Source organism: Enterococcus sp. GPZ-007, from assembly GCF_059374735.1.
The window spans coordinates 163,529-185,710 of the sequence record NZ_JCAFYN010000001.1 but is presented as its reverse complement, the minus strand read 5'-3'; the positions used below and the strand labels follow the sequence as shown (position 1 = coordinate 185,710).

The 22,182-nt window shown below is 40.3% G+C and carries 21 protein-coding genes and 1 tRNA gene; 18 read left to right on the top strand and 4 right to left on the bottom strand.

The window, feature by feature from the left end; translation table 11 throughout:
• The first annotated feature begins 6 nt into the window (after nt 1–6).
• The 6 genes from ulaA (at nt 7) to AC4J95_RS00860 (ending at nt 5,338) form a co-directional block, all read left to right on the top strand.
• Nucleotides 7–1,371 carry a PTS ascorbate transporter subunit IIC gene (gene ulaA, locus AC4J95_RS00885; protein WP_316401997.1) on the top strand — a complete coding sequence of 455 codons (1,365 nt, stop codon included), beginning with the start codon at nt 7–9 and terminating at the stop codon, nt 1,369–1,371.
• Between the two features lie 13 nt (nt 1,372–1,384).
• Nucleotides 1,385–2,227 (top strand): transketolase, encoded by an 843-nt coding sequence (locus AC4J95_RS00880; protein WP_494548225.1) that lies wholly within the window; start codon nt 1,385–1,387, stop codon nt 2,225–2,227.
• Between the two features lies 1 nt (nt 2,228).
• A complete protein-coding gene (locus AC4J95_RS00875; RefSeq protein ID WP_494548224.1) occupies nt 2,229–3,179 on the top strand; it encodes a transketolase family protein in 951 nt (316 codons plus the stop codon).
• An 86-nt stretch (nt 3,180–3,265) separates the two neighbouring features.
• Entirely contained in the window at nt 3,266–3,964 is a 699-nt protein-coding gene (locus tag AC4J95_RS00870; RefSeq protein ID WP_494548223.1) for an NAD-dependent protein deacylase, read from the top strand.
• 11 nt (nt 3,965–3,975) lie between these two features.
• Entirely contained in the window at nt 3,976–4,809 is an 834-nt protein-coding gene (locus AC4J95_RS00865) for a chorismate mutase (RefSeq protein WP_494548222.1), read from the top strand.
• 1 nt (nt 4,810) lies between these two features.
• Nucleotides 4,811–5,338, top strand: coding sequence for a transcription repressor NadR (locus tag AC4J95_RS00860; protein WP_494548221.1), 528 nt, complete (start codon nt 4,811–4,813; stop codon nt 5,336–5,338).
• 35 nt (nt 5,339–5,373) lie between these two features.
• Here AC4J95_RS00860 and def read toward each other — a convergent pair whose 3' ends face one another.
• Nucleotides 5,374–5,937, bottom strand: a complete 564-nt coding sequence (gene def / locus AC4J95_RS00855) for a peptide deformylase (protein ID WP_316401991.1) — start codon at nt 5,935–5,937, stop codon at nt 5,374–5,376.
• Nucleotides 5,938–6,203: 266 nt separating this feature from the next.
• Here def and rpsO point away from each other — a divergent pair, with 266 nt between their 5' ends.
• The 4 genes from rpsO (at nt 6,204) to AC4J95_RS00835 (ending at nt 11,914) form a co-directional block, all read left to right on the top strand.
• The gene (rpsO, locus tag AC4J95_RS00850) at nt 6,204–6,473 is read left to right on the top strand and encodes a 30S ribosomal protein S15 (protein ID WP_088934178.1); all 270 of its coding nucleotides are present in this window, start codon (nt 6,204–6,206) and stop codon (nt 6,471–6,473) included.
• A gap of 330 nt (nt 6,474–6,803) precedes the next feature.
• Nucleotides 6,804–8,927: a polyribonucleotide nucleotidyltransferase gene (gene pnp, locus AC4J95_RS00845; protein ID WP_494548220.1), complete on the top strand. Its 2,124-nt coding sequence runs from the start codon at nt 6,804–6,806 to the stop codon at nt 8,925–8,927.
• Nucleotides 8,928–9,249: 322 nt separating this feature from the next.
• On the top strand, nt 9,250–11,247 hold the full coding sequence (locus tag AC4J95_RS00840; protein ID WP_494548219.1) for a KUP/HAK/KT family potassium transporter: 1,998 nt from the start codon (nt 9,250–9,252) through the stop codon (nt 11,245–11,247).
• A gap of 133 nt (nt 11,248–11,380) precedes the next feature.
• Nucleotides 11,381–11,914, top strand: coding sequence for a hypothetical protein (locus AC4J95_RS00835; RefSeq protein ID WP_316401988.1), 534 nt, complete (start codon nt 11,381–11,383; stop codon nt 11,912–11,914).
• 3 nt (nt 11,915–11,917) lie between these two features.
• Here the strand turns inward: AC4J95_RS00835 and AC4J95_RS00830 are convergent, their stop codons facing one another.
• The 3 genes from AC4J95_RS00830 to AC4J95_RS00820 form a co-directional block, all read right to left on the bottom strand.
• Nucleotides 11,918–13,288 carry an MATE family efflux transporter gene (locus AC4J95_RS00830; protein WP_494548218.1) on the bottom strand — a complete coding sequence of 457 codons (1,371 nt, stop codon included), beginning with the start codon at nt 13,286–13,288 and terminating at the stop codon, nt 11,918–11,920.
• Between the two features lie 128 nt (nt 13,289–13,416).
• Nucleotides 13,417–13,740, bottom strand: a complete 324-nt coding sequence (locus AC4J95_RS00825; protein ID WP_316401986.1) for a DUF960 domain-containing protein — start codon at nt 13,738–13,740, stop codon at nt 13,417–13,419.
• Between the two features lie 206 nt (nt 13,741–13,946).
• On the bottom strand, nt 13,947–14,564 hold the full coding sequence (locus AC4J95_RS00820; RefSeq protein ID WP_494548217.1) for a 50S ribosomal protein L25/general stress protein Ctc: 618 nt from the start codon (nt 14,562–14,564) through the stop codon (nt 13,947–13,949).
• A 577-nt stretch (nt 14,565–15,141) separates the two neighbouring features.
• Here AC4J95_RS00820 and AC4J95_RS00815 point away from each other — a divergent pair.
• The 8 genes from AC4J95_RS00815 (at nt 15,142) to AC4J95_RS00780 (ending at nt 21,637) form a co-directional block, all read left to right on the top strand.
• Nucleotides 15,142–15,858, top strand: a complete 717-nt coding sequence (locus tag AC4J95_RS00815; protein ID WP_494548216.1) for a 16S rRNA pseudouridine(516) synthase — start codon at nt 15,142–15,144, stop codon at nt 15,856–15,858.
• An 11-nt stretch (nt 15,859–15,869) separates the two neighbouring features.
• Complete coding sequence (locus AC4J95_RS00810) at nt 15,870–16,556, top strand: YjjG family noncanonical pyrimidine nucleotidase (RefSeq protein WP_494548215.1); 687 nt, start codon at nt 15,870–15,872, stop codon at nt 16,554–16,556.
• Nucleotides 16,557–16,626: 70 nt separating this feature from the next.
• A complete protein-coding gene (udk, locus tag AC4J95_RS00805; RefSeq protein WP_494548214.1) occupies nt 16,627–17,253 on the top strand; it encodes a uridine kinase in 627 nt (208 codons plus the stop codon).
• Between the two features lie 101 nt (nt 17,254–17,354).
• Nucleotides 17,355–17,438: transfer RNA gene (locus AC4J95_RS00800), tRNA-Leu, on the top strand.
• 167 nt (nt 17,439–17,605) lie between these two features.
• The gene (locus AC4J95_RS00795) at nt 17,606–18,559 is read left to right on the top strand and encodes a tyrosine-type recombinase/integrase (RefSeq protein WP_494548213.1); all 954 of its coding nucleotides are present in this window, start codon (nt 17,606–17,608) and stop codon (nt 18,557–18,559) included.
• 107 nt (nt 18,560–18,666) lie between these two features.
• Nucleotides 18,667–19,203 (top strand): hypothetical protein, encoded by a 537-nt coding sequence (locus tag AC4J95_RS00790; protein ID WP_494548212.1) that lies wholly within the window; start codon nt 18,667–18,669, stop codon nt 19,201–19,203.
• Nucleotides 19,204–19,391: 188 nt separating this feature from the next.
• Complete coding sequence (locus AC4J95_RS00785; protein ID WP_494548211.1) at nt 19,392–20,066, top strand: hypothetical protein; 675 nt, start codon at nt 19,392–19,394, stop codon at nt 20,064–20,066.
• The gene (locus AC4J95_RS00780) at nt 20,063–21,637 is read left to right on the top strand and encodes a DNA primase family protein (protein ID WP_494548210.1); all 1,575 of its coding nucleotides are present in this window, start codon (nt 20,063–20,065) and stop codon (nt 21,635–21,637) included. Before AC4J95_RS00785 ends, AC4J95_RS00780 begins: the two co-directional genes overlap by 4 nt.
• Nucleotides 21,638–22,182 lie beyond the last annotated feature (545 nt).

Genomic DNA, 22,182 nt, shown 5'->3' with positions numbered 1-22,182 from the left:
ATACAAATGAACGGGATTTTAGATATATTAATCGATATCGCCAGTACACCGGCACTATTAGTTGCGTTGATTGCGATTTTAGGGAATGTTCTCCAGAAGAAAGATACTGCTGCGATTGTAAAAGGGGGGATCAAGACATTTGTCGGCTTCCTAGTAGTAACAGCAGGAGCTGGTGTCGTTGAAGGCTCATTAGCACCATTTGGTGAAATGTTCCAAGCTGCCTTTAATATGCAAGGTGTCGTGCCTAATAATGAAGCGATTGTTGCCTTAGCCTTAACAAAATATGGAACGTATACAGCACTTATCATGTTAGTTGGAATGGCCTTTAATATTTTGATCGCTCGTTTTACTCGGTTTAAATACATTTATTTAACAGGTCATGCGACCTTGTATATGTCGTGTATGATCGGTGTAATCTTGAGCGTAACGAAGATGGGAACAGTGCCGTTAGTATTATTCGGAGGATTAGCATTAGGGATTGCCAATACGATTTTTCCGGCGATTGCGCAGCCATTTACGAAGCAAATCACTAAAAATAATACAGTTGCGTTAGGACATACGGGGAATTTTGGCTATGCCTTGAGTGGCTTGATTGGTAAATATGTCGGCAATAAAGAAAAATCAACAGAAGATATCAACTTTCCAAAGGGACTTTCTTTCCTACGTGATTCAACGGTCAGTATCACAATCACCATGGCAGTTGTTTATGTGATTGTGGCCTTGTTTGCAGGCAATGATTTTATCACGGAAAATCTAAGTGGTGGCACAAACTACATTATTTATTCCTTGCAACAAGCAGGTTCATTTGCTGCTGGAGTATTTGTCATCCTAGCTGGGGTGCGTTTGATTTTAGCGGAAATTGTACCAGCGTTTAAAGGGATATCAGAAAAATTAGTTCCAAACTCAGTTCCAGCATTGGATTGTCCGATTGTTTTTCCTTATGCTCCAAATGCGGTATTGATTGGTTTCTTGACAAGTTTTGTAGGGGGAATTGTTAGTCTGGTAATCATGGTACTTACTGGAACGACAGTTATTATTCCAGGTGTGGTCCCTCACTTTTTCTGCGGCGCAACGGCTGGTGTATATGGGAATGCTACAGGTGGGTTGCGTGGTGCAGTCATCGGCTCTTTCGTTCACGGAGTCATCATCAGCTTTATGCCGATTCTTCTGATGCCTGTTATGGGTGATCTAGGCTTCCAAGGCTCAACATTCTCTGACACTGATTATGGTGTCGTAGGAATCTTCTTAGGTAACCTAGCCAATGCTGGTGGACAGATAGCGGTAATCTCAGGGATTGTCGCTGTGTTAGCAGTATTAATCGGACTGACAGTCTTCTTCAAAAATAAAAAAGCTAGCGCCGTTTCAGAATAAGAGGAGGCAGTGAATGGAGAAAGAGTTAGTAACAGAGTTAGAAGCTCTAGCAGCAAAAATTCGTATCAATAGTATCGAAGCGATCCGTAAAGTCGGAGCTGGACATATTGGTGGTTCACTCTCTATCGCCGATTTGCTTGCGGTTTTATACGGCAAACAAATGGTTTACGATCCAAAAAATCCACAATGGGAAAAACGTGATCGTTTAGTATTATCGAAAGGACACGCAGGCCCAGCTTGGTACAGTGCGCTATCAGCAGTGGGATTTTTCCCTGAAGAGTGGCTGTGGACGCTGAATGACGGCGGCACAAAGCTACCGTCACATCCAGATCGCATAAAAACTCCGGGAGTGGATGCAACGACGGGTTCCTTAGGGCAGGGAACATCATTAGCAGCTGGGATCGCGACAGGTTTGCGGATGCAAGGCAGTGAGAGCTATGTATACCTGATCGTCGGCGATGGCGAATTAAATGAAGGGCAGTGTTGGGAAGCATTTCAATATCTTGCTCATAACAAATTAAATCGCTGTATCGTGTTCATTGACGAAAACAAGAAACAATTAGATGGATTAACACAAGATATCTTGAATCCGTTTGATATCGCAGAAAAAATGCGGGCTTTTGGATTTTTGACACAGAAAGCCAAAGGCGATGACCTAGTCGCAATTGATCAAGCGATTGAAAACTGTAAAAAAGTGACAGATCAAGCAGTTTGTATTGTTTTAGACACTATCAAAGGTCAAGGTGTGAAATTCTTTGAAGAAATGGATGCCAATCATTCAGTGAAATTTGCTAACGAAGCAGTCCAAGAAGCAACAGATGAAGCCCTAGCAGAATTAAGAAAGGGGCGTGCCTAAGATGTTTACCTTGGCAGACAATCATGAAGTTGGAAAAGAATTACGAGGGACAGTCGTTGATGCATTAAAAGAAACAATGACAAATGATGAAACAATCGTTGCTTTAGATGCTGACCTAGGCGGCGCCAGCAAATGGACAGATATCGCTAAAAGTTTTCCGGAGCGCTTCATTAACGTAGGGATCGCAGAGGCGAATATGGTGGGTGTAGCCGCCGGTCTGAGTTTAACTGGTTATACCCCATTCATTCATACTTTTGGCCCATTTGCGACACGGCGGGTGCTGGATCAAATCTATCTTTCCGGGGCTTATGGCGGAAACACACTCAATATTTATGGTTCTGATCCAGGATTCACTGCGGGACATAATGGTGGAACGCACACTACTTGGGAAGATATCGCATTATTGCGTTCGATCCCAGAGGTCGTGATCTGTGATGCAGCAGATGAGGTCCAGATGGATTGGATTATCAAAACATTTGCACAATTAAACGGGGTTCATTACGTTCGTGGCAATCGTAAAGGTGTAAAAAATATTTATGCACCTGAGTCAACCTTTGAAATCGGTAAAGGTAATTTATTGCGCGAAGGTCAAGATTATTTAATCCTTGCTGCCGGACAGCTTGTTTCAGAGGCATTAGAAGTGGCGGCGTCATTAGAAGAGGAAGGCATGTCAGTCGATGTGATTGATATGTTCACCATCAAACCATTGGACAAAGCATTATTAGTGGAACGAATAGTTGGGAAAAAAGCTGTAGTGACAATCGAAAATCACTCGATCACAGGAGGATTAGGCAGTGCTGTTGCTGAAGTTCTAGCAGACAAAGGACTGGCAGTTCCATTAACACGAATCGGTGTGGATGAGCGCTTCGGTCAAGTTGGAACGCCAAGCTTCTTACAGGAAGAGTTTGGTTTGACGACTGAGAAGATTCTGGAGCAATTAAAAAGTTTATAAAAAAGAATTCCTTCGGCTATTTAGTTGGAGGAACTCTTTTTATTTTACCGCGGAATTATACTATACTGATTTATGAGGTGACAGAGATGGAAATCACGATCGATCAAGCGGTGAATATGATTAACCAAAGCAAGAGAATTACGTTTTTGACAGGTGCTGGAGTGTCTACTCCTTCTGGGGTACCAGATTATCGTTCGTTGCAGGGTGTGTATCACGGACTTGAAGCCCCGGAATATTTGTTGAGCAGCGACTGTCTAAATCGTGAACCCGAGAAATTTTACGAGTTTGTTAAACATTTATACCATGAGGAAGCGAAACCCAATGTGATCCATCAGGCGATGGCGCAGTTGGAAAAAACGAAAGATACGCGGGTTGTCTCACAAAATATTGACGGTTTGCATGCATCAGCAGGAAGCCAACATCTAGTAAATTTTCACGGTTCCCTTTATGATTGTTACTGTCGCAAATGTTATCAATCGGTGGAGTGGTCCGATTATTTGCAAAATGACCGTCATGAAGATTGCGGTGGTCAAATTCGCCCCAACATTGTTTTGTACGGGGAAGGATTTGAAGAATCCGTTATCCAGCAAGCTGTAATGGCCGTTAGAAATGCTGATCTTATAGTGATCGTCGGAACGAGCTTCCAAGTTCATCCATTTTGTGATTTAATTTATGAAAAAAGCACGGACGCGAAAGTGCTGGTAGTCAATCAGACACCGATCCACATAGCTGAGAGTTATAGTTTTGTTCAAGCGAACGGGGTCGAAGTATTTGAAAAGTTGTAGGAGGGAAATGCGTGGAGTTAACTGAAAAGGAAAAAATGATCGCCGGAAAATTATATTTTGCAGGAGATGCCGAATTAGTGGCAGATCGAAAAGATGCTCGAGAAAAATTACGTGCGATCAATCAGGAAACAGATAAAGAAAAACGGGAAGAGTTTGTAAAAGAAGCGTTTGGCGGAACTAAGAATCACGTCTATGTTGAACCGACTATTTCCTTTGATTATGGGTATAACATTTTTGTCGGAGAGAATTTCTATTGTAATTTCCATAATGTCTTCTTAGATATTTGTCCAATTACCATCGGAGACAATTGTTTGTTTGGTCCAAATGTTCAACTATATACAGCGAGTCATCCGTTGGAGCCAAAAAAACGCAATAGCGGACAAGAGCTGGGAAAACCGATTACGATCGGAGACAACGTCTGGATTGGCGGGTCAGTCGTAGTAGTTCCTGGAGTAACTCTAGGTGATAACGTCGTGGTAGCCGCCGGAGCGGTTGTGACAAAATCATTTCCAGACAATGTTGTGGTTGGCGGAAATCCAGCTCGGATCATTAAGACGATCGAAGAAGAAAACAACGAGGACGCGCTGACACAGGCACGGAAAAAAATCGATCAGATCGATCAAGAAATCGTAGACTTACTAGAAAAAAGAATGACCGCTGTGAGCGATGTTACTGCTTATAAAGCACAAACGAAGAAAGCTGTTTTAGATACGAATCGAGAAGAAGCGGTATTGGAAAAAGTTGCAGATTTAGTGAAGGATGAAAATTATCGTGAGACGATCGTTGAGACGTTTAAGGATATTATGAAACAATCGCGGAACTATCAAGAAAGGCGGTTGAAATAGTATGATTGATGGCGATAAACGTAAAGCTGAGATTTTAGCAGCGCTGCAGCAAGCAGAAAAACCAATTAGTGCGACCAGCTTTGCAAAAGAATTCGGGGTGAGTCGTCAGATTGTAGTAGGCGATGTGGCTTTGTTACGGGCAGCAGGTGAGAATATCATTGCTACTGCTCGAGGATATTTATTAGACCGTGAGTCAGAAAAAATGATCAGCAAGATTGCAGTACAGCATGCCCCTGAAGAGACTGAAAAAGAGCTGCGGACGATTATTGAACACGGCGGAGAAGTAATTGATGTCGTGGTAGAACATCCTTTGTATGGCGAGCTAGTCGGTGGATTACACTTAACCACACAGCAGGACGTCGATGTCTTCCTAGAAAAGGCTGGAAACTTAAAAGTCACACTTTTGTCTGAACTGACTGGTGGCATCCATTTACATACCATTGCGTATGAAACAGTGGAGGATTTAATAAAAATTAAACAAGCGTTATCGGAAAAAGGAATATTATATGAAGAAAACCGTCACGCTTAAGCGTGACGGTTTTTGTCTGTAAGACGAACTAGCCGCTACTCGATAACTAAAACGCCATCTTTCAAGTGTAGTGGATTTTTTTCATCGATGTGGTCGTAGAACATGATGCCGTTGATATGATCGATTTCATGCTGGACGACGATCGCATTATAGTTTTTCAAGCGAATCTTGTGTTTTTCGCCTTCTGCGTCAAAATAAGAAACAGTAATACGTGCGGCACGAACAACATAACCAGGGACTTCGCGGTCAACAGATAGACAGCCTTCACCCTCGCCTAAGCAGGCTTCTTGAACAGAGTGGCTCAAAATTTTGGGATTGTACATCACGGTGCTAATTCCATTTTCCGGTTTTTCTGGATCGACACTTGGAACATGAACGGCAATGATCCGTTTTGAAATATCTAATTGGGGCGCGGCTAAACCGACACCGCCACGTAGGTTTAATTCTTCTGCTTTAACGGGATCTTGGCTATTTTTAAGAAATTGCAGCATCTCTTTTCCAAGCTCCACATCTTCAGCAGTTGGAGGGATCGGGACTTCTTTGGCAACTTCCCGTAGAGTGGGATGACCTTCCCGAATAATATCATCCATTGTGATCATTAAAAAATCTCCTCTCAAGACATGATTTCATCACGTTAGTTTAACACAAAAAGTAAGTAAGGTAAAAAAACTGTTTTCATTCATGCGGTTCTTTAAAAAAATTGTAATGATTCTAAAAGTCAGCTTTAAATTGCTGTACAGCTTGATTTTTTAGTATAAATCGAGTAAAGTGTTAGAGTGTGCAGAGCGCACCACCTATCACTTGGTTGGGCGATTCACCAACGCTTTACTCAGTCATAGGAAGAAAAAAGGAAGAGGTGAAAACCATGGCATTATCAAAAGAACGTAAGAACGAAATCATCAATGAATTTGCTCGCCATGAAGGAGATACTGGTTCTCCAGAAGTACAAATCGCTGTATTGACGGAAGAAATCAATCAACTAAATGAGCATGCACGTGTCCACAAAAAAGACCACCATTCATACCGCGGTCTAATGAAAAAAGTTGGTCATCGTCGTAACTTGTTAGCTTACCTACGTAAGAACGAAGTACAACGTTACCGTGAATTAATCCAACGTCTAGGACTACGTCGTTAATTCGTACTACTATTGAAAGTGAGGTTCCTAGGAATCTCACTTTTTTGCTAGTTGCCAGTTTTTCTTTACGCTTTAGTGTAACTAGAAAAATGATTTCACTAAAAATGAGCTAGCTACTGCATTGTAGTGTAAATCTAAAAAAGGGTTAGCTTTTTAACTAGTGAATTTGCATAGGTTTCTAAGTTAATCTTACACCGAGGTTTTCTCGGAAAAATAAAAGACCTTTGATTAGCGTGTTGTCACTCTACTAACCAAATGCAAGAAGCGAAGTATTTCGCTGTTTCCATTTGTTTAGTAGCGTCGCACTGGTCAAAGGGAAAAGGAGAAGTTATGTCAGAAAAACAAGTTTTTAAAACCACTTGGGGCGGACGCCCTCTGCAAGTTGAAATCGGTCAGCTTGCGAAACAAGCCAATGGCGCAGTTTTAGTTCGTTATGGCGATACTGTTGTATTGAGTGCAGCAGTTGCCTCAAAAGAAGCAAAAGATACCGACTTTTTCCCATTAACCATCAATTATGAAGAAAAAATGTATGCGGTAGGGAAAATCCCTGGTGGCTTCATTAAACGTGAAGGCCGTCCAAGTACAGAAGCGACTCTTACAGCTCGCTTGATTGACCGCCCAATTCGTCCAATGTTTGCTGAAGGCTTCCGTAATGAAGTTCAAGTAACGAACTTCGTCATGAGTGTGGAACAAGATTGCTCACCAGCAATGGCAGCAATGTTTGGTTCTTCATTAGCGTTAGCAATTTCCGATATTCCATTTGATGGACCAATCGCAGGTGTTGATGTAGGTCGTGTAAACGGAGAATACGTGTTGAACCCAACAGTGGAACAACATGAAGCTTCAGACATTGACTTAACAGTTGCCGGTACAAAACAAGCCATCAACATGGTTGAATCTGGGGCAAAAGAAGTTTCAGAAGAAGATATGTTGGGCGCGTTATTATTCGGTTTCGACGCAATCAAAGAAATGGTTGCTTTCCAATCTGAGATTGTTGCTGCCGTCGGCAAAGAAAAAATGGAAGTTTCTTTATTACAAGTGGATGCAGACTTGAAAAAAGAAATCTTCGACGGCTACTACGAAACAATGAAAACAGCCGTAATGACGATGGATAAATTGGCTCGTGAAGACGAGATCGAAAAAGTCAAAGAAACAGTCAAAGAAGTCTACGCTGAAAAGTTTGCGGATCATGAAGAGGAAGCGCAACTAACGAAAGAAGTAAAACAAATCGCCGAAGATCTTGAAAAAGACGTGGTTCGCGAATTGATTACAATTGATAAAATTCGTCCTGATGGTCGTAAATTAGACGAGATCCGTCCGTTAGATGCTGAAACTGGTGTCCTACCACGTGTTCACGGTTCAGGTCTGTTTACACGAGGACAAACGCAAGCATTATCAGCTTGTACGTTAGCACCTTTAGGGGAACATCAAATTATTGATGGATTAGGATCAGTTGAAAGCAAACGATTCATCCATCATTACAACTTCCCGCAATTCTCGGTTGGTTCTACAGGACGCGCTGGTTCTCCAGGTCGTCGTGAAATTGGACATGGAGCATTGGGTGAACGTGCACTAGCACAAATCATCCCAAGTGAAGAAGACTTCCCTTATACAATTCGTTTAGTTGCGGAAGTATTGGAATCAAATGGATCTTCTTCGCAAGCAAGTATCTGTGCTGGTACGTTGGCATTGATGGATGCTGGTGTACCAATCAAAGCACCAGTTGCCGGGATTGCTATGGGTCTTGTATCTGATGGTGAAAATTACACTATCTTAACGGATATCCAAGGCTTGGAAGATCACCTTGGCGACATGGACTTTAAGGTTGCCGGAACAAAAGACGGAATCACTGCTTTGCAAATGGATATCAAGATTCAAGGAATCACTGAACAAATCCTTTCTGAAGCGTTGACGCAAGCGAAACAAGCGCGGATGGAAATCTTAGAAGTCTTAACGGACACAATCGCTGCACCACGTGAAGAATTAAGCCCATATGCACCGAAGATTGAAATGATTCAAATCGATCCAGATAAGATCAAAACAGTCATCGGTAAAGGCGGCGACACAATCAACGGGATCATTGAAGAGACTGGCGTGAAGATCGACATTGATCAAGAAGGTAACGTCAGCATCGCTTCATCTGATGCAGATTTGATCAAGAAAGCGATCAAGATCATCGAAGAATTGACTAAAGAAGTCAAAGTCGGCGAAGTTTACTTAGGTAAAGTCGTTCGTATTGAAAAATTTGGTGCTTTCGTGAATTTGATCAAGGGCAAAGATGCTTTGGTCCACATTTCACAGCTTGCTAAAGAACGTGTCAACAAAGTTGAAGACATCTTAAAATTAGGCGATGAAGTTCTAGTTAAAGTAACAGAAATCGATCGTCAAGGTCGTGTGAATGCTTCTCGTAAAGCAATGTTGAAAGATGAAGAAAGCAAAAAAGAAGAAAAATAGTTGATCCGTGAGGGTATTCTTTGACAATTCTCTCCGTAAACTAGATAATACGAGTAAGTTTTAGGGGAGTAGCGACATAGAGCAGTCTCTATGCTTTTAGATCAACAACTAGTGCGCAGCGCTGGTCTAAGAGATAATTTGCCAGACCTAAACAATAGTGAAAACTGTTGTTTAGGTCTTTTTTGCGAGTTTCTCTTCGCGTCTCAGCGCGATTAGAGAAATCGTATGTGTACGAAAATGGCTTATTAAATGAAGCTGCCTAAAACTTTTTAAATAAATAATCAATACCGATTCAGCAGATGCTGTAACAGGAGTGTGCGAGATGGAAAAGAAAAAAGATCATACTAAAAAGCTTTCAGCAGCAGGGCTGTTGATTGCAATGGGCGTTGTTTATGGCGATATCGGAACAAGCCCGTTGTATGTAATGAAGGCCATTTTAGAAGAAAACGGCGGACTGAGTACCGTTACTCAAGATTTTGTGCTTGGCGCAGTCTCGTTGGTTTTTTGGACCGTTATGCTTTTAACGACAGTCAAATATGTATTGATTGCATTAAGGGCTGATAATCACGGTGAGGGAGGGATCTTCTCTTTATATACGTTGGTCCGTAAAGGTGGAAAATATTTGATCGTACCAGCGATGATCGGCGGAGCCGCCCTGCTGGCCGATGGAGTGCTTACGCCAGCGGTAACAGTCACGACCGCAATTGAAGGGCTAAGAGGAATTCCAGATTTTTATCAAAAATTTGGCAACAATCAAAACGTCATTGTGATGATAACTCTAGTGATTCTGCTATTTTTATTTTTAATTCAACGCTTTGGAACGGATTTTGTCGGTAAGGCTTTTGGTCCGATCATGTTTTTATGGTTCACATTTTTAGGATTGATGGGTCTACTGAATATTCCTTATGATTTCAGTGTGATCAGAGCCTTGAATCCTTATTACGCGATTCATTTATTATTTAATCCAGATAACAAGATGGGGATCTTTATCTTAGGCAGTATTTTCCTAGCGACGACTGGTGCAGAAGCCCTGTATTCTGACATGGGGCATGTAGGAAAGAAAAATATCCATATCAGTTGGCCATATGTACTGCTTTGCTTAATGTTGAATTATGCAGGTCAAGCTGCATGGATCTTACATGTTAAAGGAAATGCTTCGATCGAAGGGATCGAAAACTTGAATCCTTTCTTCCAGATTTTACCTGAGGGCTGGATGATTTTCGGTGTGGTGTTTGCGACGATCGCTGCGGTGATTGCATCACAGGCATTGATTTCCGGTTCGTTTACGTTAGTTTCAGAGGCGATCAAACTAAAATTGCTGCCAAGAATGCGGATTATCTACCCTGGGAAAAGCATCGGGCAAATGTATATTCCGGCAATCAATATGATTTTATGGGCAGCATGTTCATTGATCGTTTTGACCTTCCGCACGTCTAGCCATATGGAAGCGGCTTACGGGCTGTCGATTACCGTAACGATGTTGATGACGACGTTCCTTTTGTATCATTATCTATTGCAAAATGGGACATCGCGATTTTTAGCTGCTCTTATGCTCGTTTTCTTTGGAACGTTGGAAGGCTTCTTCTTTATTTCGAGTGTTACGAAATTTTTCCACGGCGGCTTTGTTGCGGTGGCGATGGCACTCTTAATCTTAAGTGTCATGTATATTTGGTATCGCAGTAATCGAGTGCAGGAAAATACAAGTCAAGATGTGAATTTCAAAGATTATCTGCCGCAATTGCAAGAGCTGCACGACGATGACAAGATTCCTTATTATCAAACCAATGTCGTTTTCTTGGTTCCGCGTTTAGATGGAGACGCAATCCCGCAACAATTTATTTATTCGATTTTGGATAAGCGTTTGAAACGGGCAAAAGTTTATTGGTTTGTGAATGTGGAAGTAACCGATGAACCCTACACTGAAGAATATAGCATTGATATGATGGGCACGGACTTTATTGTAAAAGTAAAACTTTATCTGGGATTCCGAATCTCTCAAGACGTAAATGTTTATTTGCGACAAATCATCCATGATTTAATGAAACAGGGACGATTGCCAAAACAACCGCAGCACTATTCGTTAACACCTGGGCGACAGGTTGGTGATTTCCGTTTTGTGATGATCCAAGAAGTGTTATCGAATATGACGAAGTTGGACAAATGGGATCGGCAAGTCATGCAGGCACGCCTTGCGATCAAGCATCATACTGTAACTCCGGAACGTTGGTTCGGAATCGAATACAGTGAAGTGACTTATGAGACGGTTCCATTGATCGTTGGCGAAACAAGGAAAACATGGCTTAAAGAGCGAAGAGGATAATTTTATCCAGCCTTTACCAAATAATTTATTCATTGAAGGAGTTTTTGGCGGAAAGAAATGCCAAAAGCTCTTTCTTTTTTATTGGAAATAAGTTAAATTAAGATTAAAAAACAGCGAAGGTGAGGGTTGCGAAATGGAGATGACAATTTCGGGATTACGAGAAAAGCTGGGTGAAGCGGATGAAGAACAATTGAGGAATTTAATTTGTGAGCTGTATAAACACTCAGAAGTTGCTCAACAAATCGTAGATACACGATTTTTAGGTGATGATTACGGAATGCAGCTAGCGCAAGCTACAAACCAAAAATTGGAAAAAGCCTTTTTTCCGCATGGAGAGGTTGATCGTACTTTAGTAAAGGCGAAAGAGTTATTGCGGAAATTTCGCAGAACTTGTCAAAATCAGCGAGCGCTGATTGATGTAGAGCTCTATTTTGTTGAATGTGGATTGGATTTTGTAGGTATTTTTGGCGAATCAGATGAAACGATCAAAGAAATGATGATTACGAATTATGCTTCAGCGGTTGCACGGATACTAGAGGATGATTCGCAGATTTATTTTCACCTCTATTTTTCCAGATGCAATCAGATCGTTGATACAACTAGAGAATTTACTTCAGGATTTTCACAGGATATGTTTGATGTGTACTATCAGTTAGCAAAAGAGTGAGGCCTAGGCCTCACTCTTTAATTCCAATTGTACTTGTTGCTCCTGATCTAATTTTTTTAAGTGACGCATGGCTTTGAAATATGAAGTCAGTAAGACTGCTGTTGATCCCATCCATGCCAGAGGTGAGGCAAAAGCCGCTCCAGCAAAGCCAAAGGCATGAGTCAAAATGATAGCAGCGAATGAGCGCATAACGAGTTCCATAATCCCGGCGATCGTCGGGATTTTTGCTTGCCCTAATCCCTGCAGGGTATAGCGAAGGATAAATAATATCGCTAGAACCCAATACAAAGAACCGTTAATCACAAAATACGTTTGAGTTAATTGAAACACTTGTACTTCACTAGGATTTACAAAAAGAGCTACGAAATAATGACCGCATGTAATTACTAAAAGTCCTACAAAAATACTGAAGGCACCACTCATCATCAAACATTGCTTCACGCCAAGCAAGATTCGACCGTATTCTTTTGCGCCGAAATTCTGGGCAGTAAAGGTCGCCATTGTGATCCCAAACGACATCATTGGTAAAATCGCCAACTGATCAATTCGGCTTGCGGTGGTCTGGGCGGCAACGACATCTGTTCCTAAGGTATTCAATGCCGACTGTAAAATCACAGCACCGATGGCGATGATTGATGATTGAAAACCAATAGGCAATGCCGAGTTCAAATGAACGCGTAAATCCTCTTTATCCAAAGAAAAATGCTTGCGGCTGATCTGCAATAAAGGAATTTTTTTCCGGATAAACCAAACACACATCAAACTTGCAGCAACTTGAGCGATGACTGTTGCAAATCCCGCGCCAGCAACCCCCATATGAAAATAAATGATAAAGACTAGATCTAAGACCACATTAATTACCACAGCAAAAGCTAGAAAGAATAGTGGAGTACGGCTATCGCCTAGCGCTCGGACCATGTTGGATAAAAGATTAAAAGCCATCGAAGCGAAAATCCCGCCTAAAAGAATCGAGATGAATTCTTGTGCTTGATCTAATAATTCCGGAGGCGTCTGCATAAGCAATAGTAACGGACGTAAGAACAACAAGCTCAAAGCCGTTAAGACAATCGTGACACCAAGGCTGATGATAATCGAAGTGGCGAAACTTTTTCGTACACCTTGAGCATCTTTGGCACCAAAGCGCTGAGCAGTAATAATCGAAAGCCCAGAAGTTAACCCCTGTGCAAAACCAATAATTAAAAAGCTGACACTGCTGGTAGCCCCAACAGCTGCCAGAGCATCTTTTCCTAATGTCTGACCAACGACTACCATATCAACCATACTGTAAAATTGCTGAAAAACATTTCCTACAAACAAAGGCAAGGCGAATAAAATAATCAGCTTTGCCGGATTTCCTCGAGTCAGTTCTTTCATCTTTTTCCTGCTTTCTAATAAAATTTTCTGATTGATATTACCACAATATTTTCTGAAAGCAAGTGTCTTGGACAAAAAGTTAAGAAAAAAAGACAACCCTTAAGAAAGGTTGTCTCGTGAGTTTGGGATTAGCGTTGACGAATCTCATTTGGTAATAAAATGGTTTGACGATTTCCATCATCATAAGCGTAGACTTCTTGCGGAAAATCGTAAGAAAATCCGAATGGCAAATCGATCCCCATTTCAACTTCGCTACCTTCTTGAGAGAAGTGCATCGTGACACGACCATCATTATTGATCAAATCAAAACTTAAGATATTGTCTAATGGGACCAATCCCTTTAAGTCTAGGTCAATGATATACCAGATACTATCAATCAGCTCGCCTGGCAAGCTGGACACCACACCGACAGAGGCATAACGACTTTTTTTCGAATCAAATGTTTCAAACATAGATTTTTCCTCCTTTAGTTGGAATCACTTACTTAAAGTACAAGTAAGCTTTGTAGTGACTAATTGTAATTCTTTTTTACAGAAAAAACCACTCTTAGCGCTTGTTATCTAAGAAAAAGTAAAAAATCTATGAATTTAAAGTCGGGATGGTCTTTATAAAAGTAGAAAAAGAAGTGTCGCAAAATGCGGCACTCCTCGTTAAATTCTTATTCTTCTGTTGATTCGCCAATCACTTCTGGTTCTGCGCCTTCAGCAACTTCGTCTTCTTCAGGAAGTTCTTGTGCTTCTTGGACAGCGACGATTTGTTCTTCAGCATCAGTAACGATTGAATAATCATCGTTTTTAGGAAGATCACCGACTGAGATTGACTGACCGATTTCTAATCCAGAGATATCAACATCAATACCTTCTGGCAATTTTTCAGGTGTTGCAGAAACGGTTGCTGTATAAAGTGTTTGAGTTAATACACCACCAGCTTTCACACCAGCAGATTCACCAACTAAGTTGATTTCTGTTTCAGCTTCTGTTTCTTCAGACATGTTTACAGATAATAATTCAATGTGCGTCAAACGATGAGTAAAGGTATCCATCTGTGTATCACGCAATAACGTGTTTACTTTCTTACCGCCGATTTCGATAGCAAAAACGGTATTCGCTCCATTTTCACGCAATAATGCTGAAAATTCACGTTCGTCGATTGAGATAGGTGTGCTTTCAACCTGATACCCATTAACGACTGCTGGAACTTTTCCTTCGTGACGTAATTTGTTGCGAATGGAACGGGGACGTGTTGCTCTTTCTTCTACTTTCAATGATACTGCCATAACCAAATTCCTCCTTAAAATGTGACTGCCTGTGGTTTTCAGACAGATTTTATTTAAGTGACGGGTTATTCTCAGCACAATGGCTTTGCGAAAAAACGCAAAAAGACAGTCGTCTACACAACTGTCCAAAAAAAGTCTACGTTCAACTTTCTCTACCAGGTCATAACGCTGTGTATGAGAAACCTTTGACACCGGAGTGTCGATTCACTTAATCATACGAATCTCTGACTCGTATAATTAAATTCTAGGACTTATCTAATCAAAATGCAAGTATAAACGCCGGCTTCTATTTGGATGGGAACAAACTATCCGTTAAAAACGTTCTGGGTAGTACCATCCTACCAAGAGTTAATAATCTATTAAAATGGAAAAGAGTCGTATAGAAAAACTATATCATGAACAAGAATTCCGAATGGCGATCAGACTTTATGATAGTAAATTTGCATCAATGACCAGCCTTGATGATGTTGTCTTTACTTCCAAAGGTGAATAAAAGGATAGAGACGGAGCTTGAGGGTTTTGTCTTTTTTTTGAAATTGGGTATAATGAGTCCGACAGATTTTAAAGGAGTTTCATGATGCGGCTAGACAAAGTGATTGAACAAAATTTGAAGACAACGCGAAAAGAGATGAAACGTTTATTTCTGATGAAGAAAGTTTTCGTTGATGGTGTAGTCGAGTTGAATCCACAGCGTAATGTCGATAGCCAGTTACATGATATTCGAGTGGAAGAGCAGAAATTGCAGACGAATCATGTGTATTACTTATTGAATAAACCAAACGGGGTCGTAACAGCGAAAAAAGATAGAAAATTTCAGACTGCAACCGATTTGATAGCAGCTGGTGAACGTCCGGCAGATTTGTATCCGGTGGGTCGTTTAGATCGTGATACAACGGGTTTGTTGTTATTGACTGATAATGGACAATTAGGTTACGATCTTTTGCAGCCGGGTTCTAAGGTTTCAAAGACTTATCGTGTGACAGTCAACGAACGGGTTACAGATGAGGATGTCACTGCTTTTGCAAAAGGAATCGTTTTCCACGGAGGGGTTCGCTGTCAGCCTGCCCAGCTAAAAATTGTAAGCTCTGAGCCGAAATACTCAGAAGTTTTGTTAACGATCAAAGAAGGAAAATTCCATCAAGTCAAAAAAATGTTTTTGACTTGCGGTAAAAAAGTAACGCGGTTGACGCGTCTCACGATGGGACCGTTAGAATTGCCGGAGGATTTAGCAGAAGGTGAGTATCGGTCGGCGACGCTTGCTGAACTCCAACGATTAAAATCATATTTTAGATAGAAGGTTTGAAGATGGGATACGAGACGATTTTATTTGATATTGACGATACTCTGCTAGATTTTAAAGCAGCAGAAGAACAAGCCTTGAGCTGGTTATTTCAAGACATGGGGGTAGAGCCTTCTTTATCAGTAAAAAATAATTACAAAAAAATGAACCAGGGTTTCTGGCGTGATCACGAAGCTGGCCTGCTTTCGCGTCAAGAATTGTTAGATAATCGCTTCCGCTTGTTTTTTGAACAATATGAACAAGAGGTAGACGGGCCAAAAACAGAAGCACGCTATCGTCACTATTTGAATCAAGGGCATCAGTTGATTTCAAACAGCTTAGAAGTCGTCGAAAATCTAAGCCAAAAGAATGATCTGTATGTAGTGACTAATGGAGTGTCCGCAACCCAGCATCAACGATTGACAAAATCAGGCTTAGCGCCCTATTTCAAAAAATTCTTCATTTCCGAAGAAATGGGTGTCCATAAACCGATGAAGGAATTTTTTGATATCGTTTTTGCAGAAATCCCGCGTTTGGATAAAGAGAAAACAGTGATTATTGGAGATTCACTGACTTCTGACATCAAAGGTGGGCAGATAGCTGGTATCGATACGATCTGGATGAACCCGCAAGAAAAAGAAGCCAATGAGATCAAACCGACATATCAGATTAAAGAATTAACCGACCTCTATCATATTTTAGAAGAATTATAAGTTTTTTATAGCAATTTGACAGTGTTTCGCTATAATAGGACTAATGAAAAACGAAAGAGGTTTTATTTGCATGAAAAACAAGCCGATCATTATTGGTGTAACGGGCGGTTCAGGAAGTGGAAAAACGAGTGTCAGCCGCGCGATCTATAATCGGTTTCCTGATCATTCGATCATGATGCTGGAACACGATTCTTACTATAAGGATCAAAGCAATATCAGCTTTGAAGAACGATTAGAAACGAATTACGACCATCCTTTTGCGTTTGATACGGATTTATTGATTGAACATCTAAAGGATTTGGTTAACTATCAATCAGTAGAAGTTCCGATCTATGACTATGTAGCTCATACACGCAGTGAAGAAATTTATGTACAAGAGCCGAAAGAAGTTATCATCTTGGAAGGCATCTTGATTTTGGAAGATCAACGCTTGCGTGATTTGATGGATATCAAAATCTATGTAGACACTGATGATGATACGCGTATCATTCGCCGGATTAAACGTGATATGAATGAACGCGGTCGTACTTTGGAATCAATCATTGACCAATATTTGACGGTAGTAAAACCGATGTACCACCAGTTTATCGAACCGACGAAGCGTTATGCAGATATCATCGTGCCGGAAGGCGGCGAGAACCATGTAGCGATCGATTTGATTGCCACTAAGGTAGCTAGCTTTTTAAATCATGATTAAAGTGACGGGGTGAGAGCATCCCCGTTTCTTTTTAGTATAAGCTATACGATTATTTCACCATTTTTTTCTTTTTGTGCTAGAATAGAAAAGTAGTTATTTTTGCGGTCGTGGCGGAATTGGCAGACGCGCTAGCTTCAGGCGCTAGTGGTAGCAATACCGTGGAAGTTCGAGTCTTCTCGGCCGCATTCTTTTTGCTTTATAAACGTTGATATAATCAGCTTTCCACAGTCTTTTTTAGAGTTTGTTTACTCTAAATAGGGCTGTTTTTTTACTGCCCTAAAAAAAGGTTGTGGCTAGTGAATAGGCTAGTGAAATGATTAGTGCGATGGATTAAGCAGAAAGAGGGTTCTATATGGGACGAAAAGGGAAATTAACAGACGAACAATTACACAAACTTTATTCGGCTGGTGTGCAGAAGGCAAATAGTGATGATTTGATTAAAGAGTTTGTCAATAGCAAGAAGCTTATTAACGTGAAGGCATCTACGATAAAACGTTATTACGATGTTTTCCATATCCTAGACAGGGATATGGCGAGGATGGGGCTAGAAACGCCTCTAGCTGACTTGAGAACGGATGAAATAGAAAGCTTGATACTTTTTTGGCAGGACGACCCTATAACGCCTGCTACGATTAATGGTAGGCTTAGAGTTATGCGGACATACTACAAATTTTTATTCGAGAGTAAATACAGAAAAGATCATCCAATGAAGCAAGTGAAATCTTTGAGAGAACCAATAAAGATTAAAGATACTCTGGAAGAAAAAGAAATAAAGCAAATGGCGGATTGGTTCAAAATGAGGCGATCTTTTGCAGGATTCAGAGACTTAGTGATGTTTCAGCTTATACTTGAAACTGGGCTGAGGATTGGTGAAGTAATCGGAATACAGCTAGAAGACCTTAGAGGAACTGTTATACACGTTGTAGAGGCTAAAGGGTTAAGGCAGAGGGTTGTTTTCATTTCAAAAGAAATGCATCAGACGTTAGACTTATATTTAGAAATTAGAGGTTCTTTACCTACACCCTATCTGTTTGTAAACAACGAAGGTACTCAACTGAAACGAAGGACGTTTCAAGATGCTATAAAATACGCTAAGGAAGCCTGTGGGATAGAAAAAGATATAACCCCTCATGCTTTGCGTAGAACGTATGCTAAGTTTGCTGTGCTCGCTGGGATGGATGCATTTAGTCTTGCATCGCTTATGGGGCATAGTTCGGTGGTAACTACTCAGAGGTATGTCTCTATTTATGGGAAGAACCTTGAAGAACAGGCGAAAAAGCGTGGAGAGTTTAGTAAATATTTTTGAGATGATATGCGATTAATGATATAGAACGTTCGTTATGAAAATATTGTTGTAAATTATATGATACGCTAGAAAAAAGGACAAAATTACAGAGAAATGAGGGATAGTTTATGAAATTACTTGGAAGGCATAAAGACATGATTGAGAGCGCAATGATTAGAATAAATAGAACTACTAACAGTGATGATTTAGAATGTTTGATAAACGAGCTGGATATAGAATTCAGTAAAGAACCCGCGGAAGTATATCAGTTCATTTCAAAGGATATTTTACTAAAACGGCAAGAATTTTACGTTGAACCCGAACCTCTCAAAGATGGCGATTGGGTAATCATCACACATAATCGTTTAGAGGTAGATTTAGTAAATGGTAAGACTATTGTTGTTGCTACTGGTGATCATCGTGATTCTGCAAAAGACCTCGAATTCGATATAGAAGAGGCTTTTGAGCAGGGTCGTGAAGTTGTCGAGTATTATCTTGATGACTCATTTGGGAAAATATACGTTAAATATATCGTTAGTCAGGTGCTTCATTCGAATGAATATAGAATCTATAAAAATGGGGATTCTTGGTATCATGAAGATCATCGAAGAGCAACCCCCACCAAATACCAACTCAATAATGCAATGCGTGTGAAGAGCGAATAGATATATGTAAGATCAACTGATTAGTGAGGTTGATCTTTTTGTTTAGCCAAAATTAGATTTTCATGAAAAATGAAAATGTTTTCAAAAATACCGTTGAGTCTTTCAGAAAAAGATGGTATTATTCTTTTTGTTAGAACAAACGATTTTTTGTTATCGAAATCGTTTACATATTAAAATATATAAAGGAAGTGTTTTATTTAGATGTTTTTTTACAGAATGGACTTGCTACGAATAGCCTAAGTTCAGAACAGGCAACAAGCTTGTTTGATTTTCTTAAAAATTATAAGGGTGTAAAGTTTGAAGGGTCTAAAGATGAACTAAAGAATTTTAAGCGACAAGATGCTCCCTACCTCTTACCTTGCGAGATGATTAGACCTGAGAGAAAGAGAGAAAATGTTGAGAATCGATTAACCATAACAATAGATATCGACTTTACAAATGGGGACTCGTATGATGAGGTCGTAACTATCGTTAAAGAATTTATTAAAAGCTCATTGGGTAATCCGGCTTATATTATCTACCCTACCATCTCTTCAAGTATTGAGGAACCCCGATGTCGAGTTATTATTTTCACTGATCGAAGTCTTTCAGAGGGAGAAAATAGAAAGATTTTAAAATTCTTAGAAGAAAACTTTCCTTACGATGTAGACACAGCAGGGATGGCTTTTAGTCAGCTAGTCGGATTACCCGTTAAGACCGAGTGGAATAACTCGCAAACGATGGTTGTAAATGAAAGCGCCTACTTAAAAGTTAATACTTTGATGAATCGTTTATCAGAAGAACTTTTACCACAAAAAACACAAAAAAAGAAGGTGCGGCGCCTATTAAGAAACTGGATTTTCAAGAAGCAGTGGTTTTGGTGAGCGAGTACGTAAATCGCAATCAAGCTTACATGGAAACTTATCCATTCTATCTAAATTGTCATCTAGTTATTGCGAAAGCAAGTTATACTGGCGAAATTTCTCAAGAAACTGCCGTTTATCTCGTGAAATTACTGGCGGGTTCTAATCTAAGTTGGCAAGAAGCTAATGTTGAGCGGCTGCGTAAAGAGAATGGCGCAATAGTAGAACTACCTTATACAATCACCCAGTGGTTCGGTAATGAAGTTAAGGTTGATCTCTGGTATTCCATCAATGAAAATGGGAAAATTTATGTCGATCCTGCTAAACTCGGTGAGAAAATTATTGAATCAAATCCCATGATGCGATGTCCTTCATTAGAGCATGGGATGTTCTACACTAAAGCAGGGGTATGGACTCGGCGAGCTGACTTGAAGTCATATATTGACAAATTGGTACAAAATGAGTTGAATGGAATTGATTCATGGACTCAAAATATAGCTAATGCAACTCGCCACTATATTTGGTCTGCTATCTATGATGAAAGTCTATTTACAAATCCGCTCGATGATTCTGACCCATTTTTAGTTAGTTTCACAAATGGGACTTATGATATTCGCACAGATACTTTGAGAGAACATCACGAAGAGGATTTTATTGGTATCTTACATCCCTATGATTTAGATATTTCTGATAGACCTGCTCAAGCCACGAATGCATGGCTTGCCGATTTAACTGATCCTGAAACGACTCTTTATCTAAAGCAGTTGATAGGGTACTGCTTCTACCGAGGCCACGACATTTTCAATGAGTTCACTATATTCACAGCGAGTGGTGGAAATGGTAAATCAACGATGACCAATCTCATAAAAAATATTTTAGGCCCAGAAAATGTAAGCGCCATCCCTCTTGAGAAGCTCGGGAACTCAAATGATCGATTTTCGTCTTCAGCACTTTATCAAAAATCCGCGAACTTAATGGCTGACGTGTCATCGGACTTTATACAGTCTACTAGTCTAATCAAAAGTTTAACGGGCGGGGATTTTCTAAGTGCGGAATTTAAAGGCAAGGACTCCTTTCAGTTTATCAACCATGCCAAACTGATTTTCAGCGCGAATAACCTACCAGCTTTCAATGATCACAGCGAGGGATTCAGACGCCGCTTGAGAGTTGTTCATTTCTCAAAGACGATCGATGAAGATTTCAAGTCACAGCATGACTTGAAGAAAATCTATCAAGAAATTCCTTATTTTTCATATGAATGTATACGAGCTTTTGCGGCAGTTATGAATCAAACTGGAACATATGAGAGCCCTTCAATGAAAGATGTAAAAGATCAATGGATCAACGCAAACTATCATGTGAAACGTTTTGTTGAAGAGCGGTTGGACAAAGAAGTTTCCTCTTCAGTTGAGTGCGCTAAAGTATACGACCATTATGTGGTCTTTTGCTTAGAAGAAAATCTCAAGGCATTGAGCGCCACTCGTTTCAAAAACCAGATGGTAGATTTGGGATTTACTCAAGTCAGGCCAAAAGCCATTAAAGATGGACAAAGACCGTATCATTATAAAGGCATTGGTTCGCTAGTTAAATAAAATGTCACGGATGTCATACCTAATTCTAATTCATACAAAAATTTAGTATATATAAAAATGTAAGGGTAATTGAAAATTTTCATGACATTTGCGACATACTTTGAATTTTGGGGCTTGCGAAATCAGGCTTGCAAGCGAATAGTTGACAACTAGTTAATCCCGTTTTGAGCATATGACCGTATGAAGGCGAGCAAAATGGGAAAGACATATTTCGTACAAAGTCTATCAAACAACTACGCTTGTGGATCGAAAACTTTTATTGATGGGTTTAATGTCTTAAAAATGACATCTAAGTAGTCATAAAAGTTGTTAAACCGCTTTTTAAGTATGTTTTACTCATTTCTGAGAATTCCGATAAAGCGAGAATGCTACGACTTTCAGGGCGGTGCGTTCCCGAAAGCGACTTGCATCAGGTATTTTGAGATGGGGGTGCCCCCCATGCTTGGGGAAGAGACTAGCAAGTACCTAGCGAACTCACCGAGTTCTAGCCAAAATCCTATGAAGTATGGTTAGACTCTCATGAGAGCAAGAGCGATGCTCTTAGA

Coding starts and splice junctions, on each gene's coding strand:
- ulaA (WP_316401997.1), top strand. CDS start 7: ATGAACGGGATTTTAGATATATTAATCGATATCGCCAGTACACCGGCA.
- AC4J95_RS00880 (WP_494548225.1), top strand. CDS start 1,385: ATGGAGAAAGAGTTAGTAACAGAGTTAGAAGCTCTAGCAGCAAAAATT.
- AC4J95_RS00875 (WP_494548224.1), top strand. CDS start 2,229: ATGTTTACCTTGGCAGACAATCATGAAGTTGGAAAAGAATTACGAGGG.
- AC4J95_RS00870 (WP_494548223.1), top strand. CDS start 3,266: ATGGAAATCACGATCGATCAAGCGGTGAATATGATTAACCAAAGCAAG.
- AC4J95_RS00860 (WP_494548221.1), top strand. CDS start 4,811: ATGATTGATGGCGATAAACGTAAAGCTGAGATTTTAGCAGCGCTGCAG.
- def (WP_316401991.1), bottom strand. CDS start 5,937: ATGATCACAATGGATGATATTATTCGGGAAGGTCATCCCACTCTACGG.
- rpsO (WP_088934178.1), top strand. CDS start 6,204: ATGGCATTATCAAAAGAACGTAAGAACGAAATCATCAATGAATTTGCT.
- pnp (WP_494548220.1), top strand. CDS start 6,804: ATGTCAGAAAAACAAGTTTTTAAAACCACTTGGGGCGGACGCCCTCTG.
- AC4J95_RS00840 (WP_494548219.1), top strand. CDS start 9,250: ATGGAAAAGAAAAAAGATCATACTAAAAAGCTTTCAGCAGCAGGGCTG.
- AC4J95_RS00835 (WP_316401988.1), top strand. CDS start 11,381: ATGGAGATGACAATTTCGGGATTACGAGAAAAGCTGGGTGAAGCGGAT.
- AC4J95_RS00830 (WP_494548218.1), bottom strand. CDS start 13,288: ATGAAAGAACTGACTCGAGGAAATCCGGCAAAGCTGATTATTTTATTC.
- AC4J95_RS00825 (WP_316401986.1), bottom strand. CDS start 13,740: ATGTTTGAAACATTTGATTCGAAAAAAAGTCGTTATGCCTCTGTCGGT.
- AC4J95_RS00820 (WP_494548217.1), bottom strand. CDS start 14,564: ATGGCAGTATCATTGAAAGTAGAAGAAAGAGCAACACGTCCCCGTTCC.
- AC4J95_RS00815 (WP_494548216.1), top strand. CDS start 15,142: ATGCGGCTAGACAAAGTGATTGAACAAAATTTGAAGACAACGCGAAAA.
- AC4J95_RS00810 (WP_494548215.1), top strand. CDS start 15,870: ATGGGATACGAGACGATTTTATTTGATATTGACGATACTCTGCTAGAT.
- udk (WP_494548214.1), top strand. CDS start 16,627: ATGAAAAACAAGCCGATCATTATTGGTGTAACGGGCGGTTCAGGAAGT.
- AC4J95_RS00795 (WP_494548213.1), top strand. CDS start 17,606: ATGGGACGAAAAGGGAAATTAACAGACGAACAATTACACAAACTTTAT.
- AC4J95_RS00790 (WP_494548212.1), top strand. CDS start 18,667: ATGAAATTACTTGGAAGGCATAAAGACATGATTGAGAGCGCAATGATT.